General features: G+C 63.4%; 14 protein-coding genes. 4 read left to right on the forward strand and 10 right to left on the reverse strand.

What is annotated here, in order from left to right; genetic code table 11:
- Nucleotide 1: 1 nt before the first annotated feature.
- The 3 genes from C8D77_RS03910 to C8D77_RS03920 all read left to right on the forward strand — a co-directional run bounded on the left by C8D77_RS03910 (nucleotide 2) and on the right by C8D77_RS03920 (nucleotide 3497).
- Complete coding sequence (locus C8D77_RS03910) at nucleotides 2-901, forward strand: branched-chain amino acid ABC transporter permease (protein WP_109659485.1); 900 nt, start codon at nucleotides 2-4, stop codon at nucleotides 899-901.
- Nucleotides 902-903: 2 nt separating this feature from the next.
- Nucleotides 904-2004 (forward strand): branched-chain amino acid ABC transporter permease, encoded by a 1101-nt coding sequence (locus tag C8D77_RS03915; protein ID WP_245462916.1) that lies wholly within the window; start codon nucleotides 904-906, stop codon nucleotides 2002-2004.
- A 98-nt stretch (nucleotides 2005-2102) separates the two neighbouring features.
- Nucleotides 2103-3497 carry a glutamine synthetase family protein gene (locus C8D77_RS03920; RefSeq protein WP_109659487.1) on the forward strand — a complete coding sequence of 465 codons (1395 nt, stop codon included), beginning with the start codon at nucleotides 2103-2105 and terminating at the stop codon, nucleotides 3495-3497.
- A gap of 46 nt (nucleotides 3498-3543) precedes the next feature.
- Here the strand turns inward: C8D77_RS03920 and C8D77_RS03925 are convergent, their stop codons facing one another.
- The 10 genes from C8D77_RS03925 to C8D77_RS03970 form a co-directional block, all read right to left on the reverse strand.
- Complete coding sequence (locus C8D77_RS03925) at nucleotides 3544-3879, reverse strand: hypothetical protein (protein ID WP_109659489.1); 336 nt, start codon at nucleotides 3877-3879, stop codon at nucleotides 3544-3546.
- Nucleotides 3880-3956: 77 nt separating this feature from the next.
- Nucleotides 3957-4805, reverse strand: a complete 849-nt coding sequence (locus tag C8D77_RS03930; RefSeq protein ID WP_109659491.1) for an endonuclease/exonuclease/phosphatase family protein — start codon at nucleotides 4803-4805, stop codon at nucleotides 3957-3959.
- A gap of 141 nt (nucleotides 4806-4946) precedes the next feature.
- Nucleotides 4947-6410, reverse strand: coding sequence for a phospholipase D-like domain-containing protein (locus C8D77_RS03935; protein WP_109659494.1), 1464 nt, complete (start codon nucleotides 6408-6410; stop codon nucleotides 4947-4949).
- 88 nt (nucleotides 6411-6498) lie between these two features.
- Nucleotides 6499-7311, reverse strand: coding sequence for a 3-methyl-2-oxobutanoate hydroxymethyltransferase (locus C8D77_RS03940; RefSeq protein ID WP_109659496.1), 813 nt, complete (start codon nucleotides 7309-7311; stop codon nucleotides 6499-6501).
- A gap of 8 nt (nucleotides 7312-7319) precedes the next feature.
- Nucleotides 7320-8102 (reverse strand): hydroxypyruvate isomerase family protein, encoded by a 783-nt coding sequence (locus C8D77_RS03945; RefSeq protein WP_109659498.1) that lies wholly within the window; start codon nucleotides 8100-8102, stop codon nucleotides 7320-7322.
- A 1-nt stretch (nucleotide 8103) separates the two neighbouring features.
- Nucleotides 8104-8415 carry a MocE family 2Fe-2S type ferredoxin gene (locus C8D77_RS03950; protein WP_109661247.1) on the reverse strand — a complete coding sequence of 104 codons (312 nt, stop codon included), beginning with the start codon at nucleotides 8413-8415 and terminating at the stop codon, nucleotides 8104-8106.
- Between the two features lie 114 nt (nucleotides 8416-8529).
- The gene (locus C8D77_RS03955; RefSeq protein ID WP_109659500.1) at nucleotides 8530-9354 is read right to left on the reverse strand and encodes an ATP-binding cassette domain-containing protein; all 825 of its coding nucleotides are present in this window, start codon (nucleotides 9352-9354) and stop codon (nucleotides 8530-8532) included.
- Nucleotides 9354-10355, reverse strand: a complete 1002-nt coding sequence (locus tag C8D77_RS03960; RefSeq protein WP_109661249.1) for an ABC transporter permease — start codon at nucleotides 10353-10355, stop codon at nucleotides 9354-9356. Before C8D77_RS03960 ends, C8D77_RS03955 begins: the two co-directional genes overlap by 1 nt.
- A gap of 174 nt (nucleotides 10356-10529) precedes the next feature.
- A complete protein-coding gene (locus tag C8D77_RS03965) occupies nucleotides 10530-11510 on the reverse strand; it encodes a sugar ABC transporter substrate-binding protein (RefSeq protein WP_109659502.1) in 981 nt (326 codons plus the stop codon).
- A 95-nt stretch (nucleotides 11511-11605) separates the two neighbouring features.
- On the reverse strand, nucleotides 11606-12625 hold the full coding sequence (locus tag C8D77_RS03970) for a sterol desaturase family protein (RefSeq protein ID WP_109661251.1): 1020 nt from the start codon (nucleotides 12623-12625) through the stop codon (nucleotides 11606-11608).
- A 285-nt stretch (nucleotides 12626-12910) separates the two neighbouring features.
- On the opposite strand from C8D77_RS03970, the gene C8D77_RS03975 reads away from it, so the two are divergent.
- The gene (locus C8D77_RS03975; RefSeq protein ID WP_109659504.1) at nucleotides 12911-13948 is read left to right on the forward strand and encodes a LacI family DNA-binding transcriptional regulator; all 1038 of its coding nucleotides are present in this window, start codon (nucleotides 12911-12913) and stop codon (nucleotides 13946-13948) included.
- Nucleotides 13949-14123: the final 175 nt, after the last annotated feature.

Below are 14123 nucleotides of genomic sequence, written 5' to 3' on the forward strand. Positions count from 1 at the left end.
CATGGATTATGCCTTGCAGCAGCTTCTCAATGCGCTGGCCTTCGGTGCGGAATATTCGCTGGTGGCGCTTGGCCTGGCGGTGGTGTTCTCGATCATGGGCCTGGTCAATTTCGCGCATGGCGAAATCATCGGCGTCTCGGCCTACAGCGTATTCCTGGCGGCCGCTCTCGGACTGACCTCGCCTATCGTCGCCGTGCTGCTTGCGGTTGCTGCCGCCGCCCTTGCGGCCGTCGCCTTCGAGCGTGTGGCGTTCCGGCCTGTGCGCTATGCGCCGACGACGACAGGACTGCTGACCGCCTTCGGCGTCTCGATCGTCGTGCAGAACCTGTTCATGCTGCTGATCTCGCCAAAGCCGCAATCGGTTTCGATCCTCAATGGGCTGAACCAGATGTGGTTCTTCGGCCCCTTCGCGGTGTCGTCGCTGCAGGTGATGGAGCTCATCGTCTCCGGCCTGACCATCCTGGCCCTGGTGCTCTTCCTCAACCGTTCGACGTTGGGCTTAGCCATCCGCGCGGCGTCGCGCGATTTCGCCACGGTGCGGCTGATGGGGATCAAGGCGAACCGGGTGATCGCCACCGCCTTCGCCATCTCCGGCGCGCTGGCCGGCATCGCCGCCGTCTTCATCATCGCGCGGCGCGGCAGCGTCTCGCCCGATCTCGGCTTCAGCCTGGTGCTGAAGGCGTTCGTCGCCTGCGTGATCGGCGGCTTCGGCTCGCTGGCGGGCGCTGCGGCCGGCGGCATGCTGCTCGGCTTCATCGAGGTCGGCCTGCTGGTTGCGTTGCCGCAGGAATATGGGGGCTTCAAGGACGCGCTCACCTACGTGATCATCGTCGCACTGCTTGTCTACCGGCCGGAAGGCCTGCTCGGCCAGCGGGTCGAACTCGGCGACAAGGAGATTTGAAGGTGGCGAGATTTGAGGTGTCGCAGGCAATCGAAGAGACCGCATCTCCGCCTGCTGCTGTCGCACAGCCCCGTGCTGCGCTGACGCGCTCGCTCATCGGTGGCCTGGTGACGTCGCTACCGGTGCTGGTGGTCGGGCTGCTGATCCTGAATTTCGCACCGACCTACTACACCTATCTGGCGCTCGGCGCCTTCGTGAACCTGATCGTCGTCGTCGGCCTTCAGGTGTTCATGGGCAACAGCAACATCGCCAATCTCGGCCACAGCGCCTTTGTCGGCCTCGGCGCCTATGGCGTCGCCATCCTGTCGACGCCGCTGGCCATGAAGAAACTGTCGATCCCCAATGCGCCGTTCGGCTTCGCCACGCTGCAACTCGATCCGGTGTCATCGGCGCTCATCGCGCTCATCATGGTCGGCATCGTCGCCGCCGTCAGCGGTAAGGTGATCAGCCGCCTGTCGGGTGTCGCCGCGACCATCGTCAGCCTGGCGCTGCTGATCATCGTCCATTCGGTGTTTCTCAACTGGACCAACCTGTTCAAGGGCAACCAGGCCTTCTTCGGCATCCCGAAGGTGGTCGGCCTGCCCTGGATGATGGTGTTTTCGGTGGTGGTGATCGTGCTGGCGCGACTGTTCAAGGACAGCCGCTGGGGCCTGCAGCTCCGCGCCAGCGCCCAGAGCCCGCAAGCCGCTGCAGCGCTCGGCATCGACGCCCGGCGCCTGCGGCTGATGTCATGGGTGCTGTCGGCGCTGATCTGCGGCCTGGCCGGCGTGCTCTACGCCTATTTCGCCGGCACGATCAGCCCCAAGCTGTTCTACTTCCAGATGATTTTCAACACGCTGGCGATGCTGATCCTGGGCGGCATGGCGACGGTGACAGGTGCCGTGACCGGCGTCATCGTGCTTTCGGTCGGGCTCGAATTCATCCGCAGCATCGAATCGGGCGTGACGATCGCCGGCATCCAGCTGCCGCAATTGCTCGGGCTGTCCGGTGTGGCGCTTGGCGTCGTCATCGTGCTTTGCATGGCCTTTCGTCCGAGCGGCATCAGCGGCCGCTACGAGCTCGATGAACTGTTGTCGCGCCTTTTCAGGCGCAACGCGAAATAGCGTAGCGTCTATCTCTTTCTTCTAACGCAATTCCGGACGGAAAACCGTCTCACGCTTTTCCTGGAATTGCTCCGAGTTTTCCTGGTGGAGGTCTGAACGTGGAATTTGAGGACAAGGCTGCAGAGTATGCGCCGAAGCTGGAGGCGCTACAGCGCGAACTGGCGACGCGCGGCGTCGAATTCATCGAGGTGCATACAGTCGACACATCAGGCGCGTTCCGCTCCAAGATCACGCCGCTGAAGCTTTCGACCTATGGCGAATCCATCAACGCCATCCTTTATTGCGTCACCCATGGCGACGGCCAGCCGATGGGCGATGTCGCCTTCGCCTCGCCGAGTGCCAATGAGGAGAATGGCTTCCCCAACATCAAGGGGATCATCGATCCGGCGACGGTGGTCCAGCACGGCTGGAAACCGAAATTCGCCTCGGCCATCACCAGCTCCTACATGCTCGACGGCGCGGTCTGTCCGTTCGATCCGCGCGGTGTGCTCGCCCGCGTCGAGGAACGCGCCAGGGCGCTCGGCTACGAGCCGATGATCGCGCTCGAGTATGAGTTCGGCATCTTCCACGCCGACCACGATCTGATGCGCGCCGGGCGCTACCGCGAGCTGAAGCCCTGGGGCCATTCGCTGATCAATTATGATCTGGTGCGCAGCGGTGAGTATCAGGATTTTGCCGCCGAATTCATCACCCGCATGAAGAGCATCGGCATCGGCGTCGCCTCGCTGGTCACCGAATATGGCTACGGCATGTACGAATATGCGCTGACGCCGAAATCGGCGCTGCAGGCAGCCGACGACGCCATGCGCGCCAAGCTGCATCTGCGTGAACTGTGCGCCGAGCGTGGCCTGGTCGCCACTTTCATGACGCGCTTCCAGCCGCCAGGCAAGGAAAGCGCCTGTGGCGCGCATCACCATGTCAGCCTGTGGCGCGACGGCAAGCCGGCCTTCGCCGCCGGTCCGAACCGGCTGACGCCGGTCGCCGAAAAATTCCTTGCCGGCCTGCTTAACCGGATGCAGGAAACGCATCTGCTGTTTCGGCCGACGGTCAATTCCTATCGCCGCTTCGATCGTGGCGCCTGGTCGCCGGAGGACGTCGCCTGGGGGTTCGAGAACCGTACAGCACCCATCCGCGCCATCACCACGCCGAATGACGGCGCCTGCCGGCTGGAGCATCGCGCGCCTGGCGCCGACATCAATCCCTATCTGTCGATTGCCGCGATCTTGGCGGCGGGCTGCGAGGGGATTGAGAAGGATCTGCCGCTCGAAGCGCCGGTGACGTCGAACCTGGCCAATCTCGACAAGCCGAAGCTGCCGCGCACGCTCAATGCTTCGATCGAGGCGTTCGCCGCCTCGGATTTCTGCGCTGATGCCTTCGGCGATGCCTTCCGCGACAATTATGCCGAGAGCCGGCGGGCCGAGCAGGTGGCGTTCGACGCCTGGCAGGCGTCGCACATCACCGACTTCGAATGGCAGCGCTATTTCGTCAGCTAATCATGCCAGAGCGAAACCGGCCGGCTTTCGCTGGCCGGTTTAGGCATCAGCCGCAGACGCGGACCTCCTCGATCACCCTGTGGTGGTGGCGCCAGTGCTTGACCAGTTCGATATGGCAGCGGTGATGCCGGTGGTGGCGGCGATACTCGCCATCGTTGTAGTCACCGTACTGCACGCTGCCGTTCTGATCGTCACCATACTGGTTGTCGTTGTTATACCGGTGATGGCGACGAACGACAATTTCGCCGTTGTCGGACTGATCGTCCTGTGAATACTGGTTGTTGTCGTCGGACTGGATAATCACGCTTGCGGCTTGCGTGGGTGCAATGACCGCAGCTGTCGCGGCAAATGCCAACATGGAAGCTAAAATCAGTTTTTTCATTTCATCCTCCTGCGAGTCAAAGACATATCAACTCGACATATCAACTCGCGGAAGAACCGGGCGGTTCCACTGGAAATCTACACGCTTTGCGACGCCGGAGATATCAAGGCGTTATCGGAGACACGCTCCAGGCGCACGAAGGCCGTCAGCGGCAGGTGGTCGGAGGCAACGCGCGAAAGCGGCGTGTCATGCGCGTCGACAGCGGCAATCATGCCATGCCTGTTGGCCATGATCCGGTCGAGCGCCAGCAGCGGCAGGTTTGAGGGGAAGGTGGGGACCGCCGGCGGCTGCGGGCCGAACGTCGCATGCAGCGTGTTGAGCGCGGAGCGGTTGCCGAGCCGCCATTCGTTGAGGTCGCCGAGCAGCAAGGTCGGCTTTTCGTCCGGGCTGTTCATCAGTTCAAGCACGACACGTGCTTGCTGGGAGCGCGAACGGCGCAGCAGGCCAAGATGGGCGGCGATAATGCGCAGCGTCTGACTTCCATCGAGGTCGATCTCCGCCACCACCGCGCCGCGCGGCTCCAGACCCGGAAGCTTGATCTGATGCACGTCACGAACGACGCCCTTCTTGAACAGCAGGACATTGCCATGCCAGCCATGGCCCTTGCCGGTCGCGGAAATCGGCACCGGAACCAGGCCGGTTTCCCGCTCGAGCCGCGGCAGGTCGAGAAGCCCGTCGCGGTCGCCGAAGCGGTTGTCGGCTTCCTGCAGCGCAATGACATCCGGATCGATTTCGCGGATGACGCGGATGGTCCGCTCCGGGTCGAACTTCCTGTCGACGCCGATGCATTTGTGGACATTGTAGGAGGCAACCAGCGTGCCGGTGATGGCTGTCGTCTTGTGTGCAGCGGCGTTTGCCTTCTGCATCCGGCGGTCACGAATGGATAGAAGCATGCTTGCCGGGAGGCTGCGTCCGTTCATTCGCATCGTGTGCCTGCCATTTCAGCTGCTTTCACCATGCACCTCAAATAGAGTCTTTGGGCTTATGTTCCATGATCGACACCAAACTATCCGGCAAACACGTCGTTTTGTTAAAGATAGGGTGAACCCATCTAGGGCTAAGCCCATCTAGAGATAGGGTGAACCCAGCCAAAGCACCCGGTCGAACAGCCTGATAAGGAATGGCCGGGCCCGCAACGCGTCCAGCGTCACCGGCACGGCGGAGGCGATTGCCGACCCGATCCGCGCCTCGATCTCGCTGGCAAAGCCGGCGTCGAGCACCTCGAGGTCGATCTCGAAATTCAGCCGCAGCGACCGGGCGTCAAGATTGGAAGAGCCGACATAGGCCCACACACCGTCGATCGAAAGCAGCTTCGAATGGTCGAACGGTCCCTCGGTACGCCAGACGCGGCAATAATGTTTCAGCACCTGGTCGAACTGCGCCGTCATCGCACGGTCGACTAGGAAGAGGTTGTTCACGGCCGGCACGACGATGTCGATTTCGACACCGCGTCTGCCGGCGGTGATCAGCGCACTGATCAGTTCCCGATCCGGCAGGAAATAGGGCGACATCAGGCGGATCGACTTGCGGGCGACTGAGAAGGCACCGATCAGCAGCTTGTGGTTGGTCTCGTTGCTGGCGTCCGGGCCGGACGCGACCGCCCGTACCAGCATCGGCACGCCGGGCGACGGTGACAGCGGGGCAATTCGCCAGGCATCCCCCTTTAGAGCCTCATTGGTGGCGAAGCGCCAGTCCTCGGCGGCGACCGAAAAGAGGTCGGCTACGACCGGACCGGTCACCCGGAAATGTGTGTCCCTGGCGCTGTTGGAGCCGGCGAATTCGGCGGAGAAGCCCTTGCGGATGTTCATGCCGCCGGTGAAGGCGGCCATGCCGTCGACCACCAGGATCTTCCGGTGGGTCCTGAGATTGGCGTAGGGCAGGCGCAGGCCCATGACGATGTTGCCGTTGAAGACATCGGCGGGGATGTTGGCCTCGCGCAAATGCCCAAGGATGCTCGGCACGGAGTAGCGGGCGCCGACGGCATCGATCAGCACGCGGACGGTGACGCCGCGCCGGACAGCTCCAGCCAGCGCTTCGACGAAGAGCAGGCCGACGGCATCATTGTCGAAAATATAGGTCTCGAGCAGGATGCTGCGCTCGGCGCCGTCGATGGCCGCGCACATGGCGGCATAGGCCTCGTCACCTGTCTCCAGCACATCGATTGCATTTCCCGGGTTGAGCGCGCGCCGTGCCACCCTGTCGCCCAGTGTTCTCAAGCCCGTGAAGCGCTGGCCGTACCGCTCGACGATCAGGGCCTCTTCGGCGGCGAGGTCGCGTTCATACTTGGCGGACACCGCGTCGCCGGCCAGCGGACGCTGTGCGGTGATCGTGGCACGACGAATGCGGTTGATGCCGGCGACGGCATAGATCAGCACGCCGAGGATCGGCGACAGCACCATGACGCCGACCCAGCCGGTGGCGGCGCGGACATCCTCCTTGGTCATGACGGCGTGGGCGATGCCAGCGGTCGCCATCACCACCGAGATGATGGCGAGAATTTGTGGCCAGTGAGTCGCCAGGGTCTCCAACATGGCCGAGACTATCCAGCGAGCGATTGCAGAAGGCAATGCGGCCTATCATGTCGCCGGATTGCGCGGGTCGCGCGTCCGCAGATAGCCGCTAGAGACCCAGAGAGGCCTTGAAAGCAGAAAGCTGCTCGTCGGCGACCGCAACCACGTGCTGCGGCTCGGGATAGGCGCCGGTCTGCACGTCGGATATGAACTCACGATAGGCGGCGATGCGCTCGCGCTGCAGCCGCTCATATTCGGCGGCGAAGTTGCGGTAGGTCTTGGCGTGGCGCGGCCTGTGGCCAGCAGTGTGGCCAAGCACGTCCTCGCTGAACAGATACTGTGCGTCGGCATGCGGCCCGGCGCCCATGCCGAGCATGATCAAGGGTGTATTCCGGGTGATCAGTTCGGCAACCCGGTCGGGCACCACTTCCAGCTCGGCGCCGAAGCAGCCGATGGCCTCCAGGCGCTTGACGTGATCCCACACCGCCCGCGCACTCTCGGCCGTCCTGCCGACGGCCTTGAAGCCGCCGGTCCAGGTGCATTGCGAGGGGATCAGGCCGACATGGGCGACGACCGGCACCGCATTGTCGCAGAGCGCCTTCTGGATATCGAGCGAGGCGGCGCAGTAGAAGCAATCGCCGCCGATGCGCATGAAGTGGTAGGCGGTTTTCAGATAATCCTCCGACGTGACCAGATCGCCGGCGGGGCCATAGGGCAGACCGACCTGCACGAAGCAGCGGCCGGTCGCCTCGCGCATCTCTGGCGTGAAGAAGCGGCCCTCGATCGACAGCATGTCGACGCCGGCCGCATCCGCTGCCGCCGCCTCTTCGACAGAGGTGACGTACAGCATGGAAATCTTTTGTCCGCGGCCCTTCATGGCGCGGATGTCGGCGACGGTGGGGCGGCTGCTCTTGGTGACCATTTCGTTCCTCAGACGGTGAAAGCTTCGCGGAAGGCCTGCAGGGCAAATTCGGGATCACCGGAGGCAAACGCCTCCATGCCCACCGGCCCACGGTAGCCCATGTCCTTCAGTGCGCGGGCGATGCCGCGATAGTTTATCTCGCCGGTGCCGGGCTCCATGCGTCCGGGCACATCGGCCACCTGGACCTCGCCGAGCCACGGCAGGCAGGCGCGGCACAGCTCGATCAGGTTCCCTTCGCCGATTTGCGCATGGTAGAGATCGAGATTGAGGCGCAGGCCCGGCCGGTTGATATCAGACACCAGTGCAAGCGTGTCCTCGGCGCGCCCAAACGGCACGCCGGGATGGTCGACCGGCAGGTTCAAATTCTCCAGCGTGAACGTCACGCCCTCGGCTTCGGCGAGGTCGGCAATGCGGTTCAGCGTGTCGCGCGCCTTGAGCCACATCGCGCCGGTGACGATCTCGCAGGGCGTGACCGGCAGGCCGCCATCGCCCAGTCCGGTACCATGCAGATTGAGCCGCGCGACGCCGAGGCGCTTGCCGACCGCCGCCGTCTCCTTAGCCGTCTTCAGCAATTCGGCGGCACCCTCGTCATCGGCCAGCCGGCCGTGCAAATATCCATTCATGATCGAGAAGGTCGCGCCGGATCTTTCCAGCATTGCGAGATCGTGCTCGGGCCAGTTCCAGAGGCCGACCTGGAAGCCCATTTCGGTGAGGCGCTTGACGCGCCATTCCATCGGCCGGTCGCGCCACAGCATTTCGACGCAAGCCGCAAGCGTAAACGTATCGGACATGTCAGACCTCGATGTACACGCGGCCGTCCTCGACCTTCGTGGTGTAGGTTTTCAGGTTCACGCAGACCGGTGCGCGCAGCGCTTCGCCGGTCCGGTAATCGAACACGCCGTTGTGCTTCGGGCATTCGATCCTGTGTTCCATAACCAACCCGCCGCTCAGATGCACCTTCTCATGCGTGCACAGCCCGTCGGTGCAGAAGAATGCATCGTCGGGGCTACGGTAGATGGCGAATGTCCGGCCCTCGTGATCGAAGCGGATGACGTCCTCTTCCTCGATGTCATCGGTCGCACACGCATCAATCCACTTTGCCATTGCTGGTTCCTGCAAGCCTGTCTTTGGTTGGTTGAAAAAGGCGGCCGGCGGACCACGCATTCCGCCGGCCGTACAGGAAGATGCCCGGGAGGAGGAGATGGGCGTCTTCACTGGTCACGCATGGCTCGCGCCCTGCGGCGCATGCCCGTTATCAGCCGCCGAGAAGCTCTCGATCTCGGCTTCAAGCTCGGCCATCTGCTCGCCGCCGGCCATCAGGTCGGTGATCGCCTCGCGGCTCTTCTCGCCCTTGCGAAAGTCGGCGGCCTTTGAGCCTCTGATGAGGACGGCGAAGTGGTCGCCGACGGTCAGGGCATGGACGACATTGTGGGTGATGAAGATCACCGCAATGCCCTTGCGGCGCGCCTGCAGCACAATGCGCAGCACGTGCGCCGCCTCCTTGACGCCAAGCGCCGCGGTCGGCTCGTCGAGGATCAGCACGCTGGCGCCGAAATGCACGGCGCGCGCGATCGCCAGCGCCTGGCGTTCACCACCGGACAGCCCACCGACGAGGCGGTCGCCGTCATCGATGCGGGTGATGCCGAGCTGGCGCATCTCGGTGACGGCGATCTCGTTGGCCCGTTTGCGGTCGTAGATGGTCAGCGGCCCCCAGCGTCGCGTCGGCTCGGCGCCGACGAAGAAGGAGCGGCCGATGCTCATCAGCGGGAACGTCCCGCCGAACTGGTGGACGGTGGCGATGCCATGGTCGCTGGCGTCGCGCGGGCTGTCGAAGGCGACTGATTTGCTGTCCATATCCATCGTGCCCGATGTCGGCTTGTGGACACCGGAGAGGATCTTGATCAGCGTCGACTTGCCAGCGCCATTGTCGCCGAGCAGGCACAGCACCTCGCCTCTGTTGACCTCGAGCGAGATGTCGTGGAGCACATCGATCGGACCGAACGACTTGTTGATTCCAGTCAGCCTGAGCAGGGGCGATGTCATCAGCGAGTCCTCGATTTGGCACGTGGTGCGTAGGTCAGCGCCATGGTGCGGAAGGTGTTGTTCATCAGCACGGCCGCCAACAGCAGGACGCCGATGATCAGGCTTGCCCAGTTGGCGTCGAAGCCGGTGTAGAAGATACCTTGGTTGACGATGGCGAAGGTCAGCGTGCCGAGCACGATGCCGACGACCGAACCGTAGCCGCCGGTGAGCAGCACGCCGCCGATGACCACCGCGATGATCGAGTTGAAGATGAAGGATTGGCCTGCGGCCACTTGCGCGCTGTTGTAGAGGATCGCCTGTGACATGCCGACAAAGGAGGCGCACAGGCCGCTGCTCATGAACAGGGCGATGGTCACCCGGTCGGTCGGGATGCCGGCGTTGCGGGCGCTGACGGCATCGCCGCCCATGGCCAGGATCCAGTTGCCGAAGCGCGAGAAATTCAGGATGAAGCCGACGATCAGGATGGCGGCGATCCACCAGAACAGCGTCACCTCGAACTTGCCGCCGAGATAGTCGCCGAACAGAAGCTTGGCGGTCGGTCCGCTCTTCAGCGCGACGCTGGTGCTGCCGGAGAGGATGACCGAGAGGCCGAGCGTCAGGCCGGCGAGCGCAAACAGCGTGGCCAGGGTGACGACGAAGGACGGCACCTTGGTGCGGATCACCAGCACGCCGTTGATGAAGCCGACGGCGAGCCCAAGGCCGAGCGCGGCGAGGATGCCGACGATGATCGGCAGGCCGTAATGGCCCGACAGGATGGCGATGGTCATCGAACTGGCGGGGACCATCGAGCCGACGGAGAGATCGAGATGCCCGGCGATCATCAGCAGCCCGATCGGAAGCGCGATGATGCCGAGTTCCGAGGCGACGTTGAGCCAGCTCGCGGCGCCGCCGGCCGACATGAAATTGGCGCCGCCGAAGATCGAGAAAAACACCAGAACGGCGACCATGCCGATCAGCGAGCCAACTTCGGGGCGGCGCACGAGGCTGCCGATCGAGGGCATCGAAGAGTGCGGGGCGGGCGGCGCGGTGGCTGCCACGGCGGATTGGTGATGGGCTTGGGATGTCATCGAAATGTCCCTGGCTTGAACAATGGGAGCCTGCCGCGGCCAATCGTCGGCGGCGCGTGGCAGATGATGTCCGGCCCGCGAATGGGCCGGACACTCTGTCTGCAGAAGCTAACGGGCGCCGGCCGCGGCACCGGCCATCGTCGCGTCGACATTGGCGGCGTCGACGATTCCCGGTCCGGTCAGCACCGGCTTGGTCGGCAGGTCGAGCCCATAGTTGACGAGGCCGTTCAGTAGCGACACCGCAAGAAAGCCCTGCAGATAGGGCTGCTGGTCGACCGCGAACATTTGCGTACCAGCCTTGATGCGCTGCAGGCCGGTCTCGTCCATGTCAAACGAAGCGAGCTTGACCTTGTCGCCGGCATTGGCCTGGCTGATAGCGTTGGCGGCGCTGTTGGCGTCGCCGGCGCTGATGGTGATGACACCGTCGATGGTGTTGTCCTTCAGCACGGCGGCCTTGATCGCCTCGGCAACCGCGGTCGGGTTGCCGAAGCTGGACGAGGGCAGCGGCAACTGGCTGGATTTGCCGCCGCTCTTGGCGATGGCGTCGGCAATGCCCTTGCAGCGATCTTCGGTGTTGGTGGCACCGGGCAGTGTGTTGACGCACAGCACGTTCTTGGAGCCATGGCTGCCGTAATAGGCGCCGCCGCCCAGGCCAGCCGCGTATTCTTCATTGCCGACATAGTTCATGGCGCCGAGCCGCTTGGCCGCGTCCATGCCGCCGGAGTTGTAGATGATCAGCGGCACGCCGGCTGCAACGACTTCCTTGAAGGCATCGTCCATGGCCTCCGGGACCCAGTCGGGGCCGACAATGGCGCTCGGCTTCTGGCTGAGCGCGGTGCGGATCAGCTTGGCCGCGTCCGGACCGAGATTGTCGTAGTTCTGCGGGCCGAGCCAGGTGACCGAGCCGCCGGTCAGCTCGGCGACCTTGCCGGCATCGTCGGCGCCCTTCTTGACCTTCGACCAGAACGGGTCATCCGCCTTGCCGCCGATGACGAAGATCTTCGCCCCGTCAGCCATTGCCGAAGTGGCCGATGTCGCCGCCACGCCCGCAAGCATGATCGCTGTCAGCAGTTTCGTGATAGTTTTCATTTCATTTCCTCCCGGTTGCCGTCGTCAGACGGGTTTAGAAAAAATAATTCATCCGCAGGCGCGCACCTCTCCCGATTGCGCGCCGCGTCATGTGATCAATGGTTCGCCTCGGCTTTGGCGTTCATGCGTTCCTTCTTTTTCTGGAAGCGGGCGTCCATCATGGCTTCGCCCTCCCTGGTGCCGTCGTGCCAGGTGCCGAACCACCGATCGAGCGGGATCAGCCCGTCGCCGCCATAGTTCACCTCGAAATATTTGTGGTGCAGGTAATGCGCGTAGGCGTGGCTATCGACGGCCTTGTCGTCGGTCACTTCCAGCTTGTCGAAGCCGAGATGGCCATTGACGGCACCGAAGCCGGCAACATGCAGCTGGAACAGCGCGACGATCGGATTGGACGGGATGACCAGGTGCCAGAAGGCGACAGCGTGATAGAGGAAGCCTTCCACCGGATGCATCGACAGCGACGACCAGGGCGAGGGGTTGATCGAGTTGTGGTGGACCGAATGGATCCAGCGATAGAGCGGGCCCCAGTGGATCAGGCGGTGGATGAAGAAGAAGTGCACCTCGTGGATGGCCGGCGCGACCAGCACCAGTGCGGCGAGGTAGACCGGATGATCCGCCCAGCCGACCCACGGCACGTAGCCATTGGCAAAACACCAGAGGAAGACGACTTCGACCACGGTCCACAGCGGGATCGTGATGAAGAACGAGCGCAGGAAGTTGTCGAGGTTCTGGCTCTGGAACCAGAACACGTCGGAGGGCGCATCGCCGGGGAATTTGTGGTTGTATTTGAACCGCGTCGCCTGGGTGCGCTTGATGTAATAGCGCAGCTCGAAGATGCCGTAGAAGACGAGGATCGTGGCGGCATTGACGGCATAGAGCCACAGCGCCCAGCCCCAGCTGATCGTCTTCATCGTCTCGACGCCAGGCACGATATAGAACCAGTAGATCAGCGCCGTGGCCATGTGGAAGGCATTCCACGGCCAGATATAGCCGGGTAGCCATGCCAGGATCTTCGGCAGCCTGGGCGGCCAGTTCCATAACGGCGCCCCCTCGATGCGTCCGTTCGGCTTCCAGTCGCCGCGCTTGTCGCGCACGCCGTATTTGAGATCGTCCATGCAATCCTCCATCCGCAATGCCGCACCCGCAACGTCTTGGGATGGGCCGCACGCGCACGCTGCCTCACACCGCCTGAGAGCGGTGGGCGAAAACCCGTCTGCGCTGTGCTGCTGCTATCCCTGGGCTGGCGGTGCGTCCGCCTTGCTTGCTTTTGACGAGATAAACATCTTGATCCAAAATGAATCAAGAATAGAATGTTTGTTCCAAATGGATTGTGTCATTCATATCAATCTGACGCGATGAATGATATTTTCGTATCAATTGCTACAGGCGGATGAGACGAAATGGATCAGAACAAGCGCCCGACGATCAGGGATGTAGCTGCCGAGGCGAATGTTTCGGTGGCCACCGTCAACCGGGTGCTGAGCGGCGCTGGTGCCGTCCGCCAGGGCACGCGCGAGCGCGTCAGGCTGGCCGCCGAGCAGATTGGCTTCTACGGCATGGGCGCGCTGCGCAGCCGCATAGCGGCCGCACGGCCGCACTACCGCTTTGGCTTCCTGCTGCACCAGCCGGGTCGCGCCTTCTACCGCAACATCGCCGAGGCGCTGCGCGCGGTGGCGCCGGCCATGCCCGACTGCGAGATAGAACTGCGCATCGAGTTTCTCGACGATCTGTCGCCGCAAAACGTCGGAGCGCGCCTGCTGGCGCTCGGTGCCGAATGCGACGCCGTCGGCGTTGTCGCCGCCGTCCATCCGCTGGTCACCCAGGCGGTCGACGCGCTGCAGGCGCGCAACGTGCCGGTGTTTGCGCTGATCTCGCAGATCTCGGCGACGGGTCAGGTTCACTACATCGGACTGGACAACTGGAAGGTCGGGCGCACCGCCGCCTGGGTGTTTGAGCATGTCTGCCGGGCGCCCGGCAAATTGGGCATCCTCGTCGGCAATCATCGCTACCGCTGCCAGGAAATGAACGAAAGCGGCTTCCGTTCCTTTTTCCGCGAGCACGCGCCTGGCTTCACCCTGCTGGAGCCGCTGCTGACCTTCGAATCGAGCGCCATCGCGCAGGAGATGACCGAGAAGCTGCTGAACGAAAATCCGGATCTGTCCGGCCTCTATGTCGCCGGTGGCGGCATCACCGGCACCATCGCGGCGCTGCGCTCCACCGGGCGGGCCGGCAGCCTCGTCGTCGTCGGCTATGAGCTGATGGACTCGACGCGCCCAGCCCTGCTCGACGGCACGCTGACTTTTGTCATTTCGCATCCGCTCGCCCGCATCGCGCAAGAAGCGCTGGCCGGCATGGTCCGCGCCGTCTCCGCCCCGAACGAAGGCGGCAACTTCACGACGATCCTGCCCTTTGAGATCTACACCCGCGAGAACATCTAGTCGGCGCCGACAGGCTGCCGAGAGCGTGTTTTGGCGGGAATTGCTATCCTCGATGGCACGCGGCACCTAGCGTGGCGCTGTCCGAAACAGCGATCCAACTCCGGATTTAGTCGTCAAGAACGGCTGTTCGCGCCTGCTACGATTCAGCCCGCGTTGGCCGGCGGCCCTCATGCTT

The organism is Mesorhizobium loti (assembly GCF_003148495.1).
In the GTDB taxonomy this organism is placed as follows: Bacteria; Pseudomonadota; Alphaproteobacteria; order Rhizobiales; family Rhizobiaceae; genus Mesorhizobium; species Mesorhizobium loti.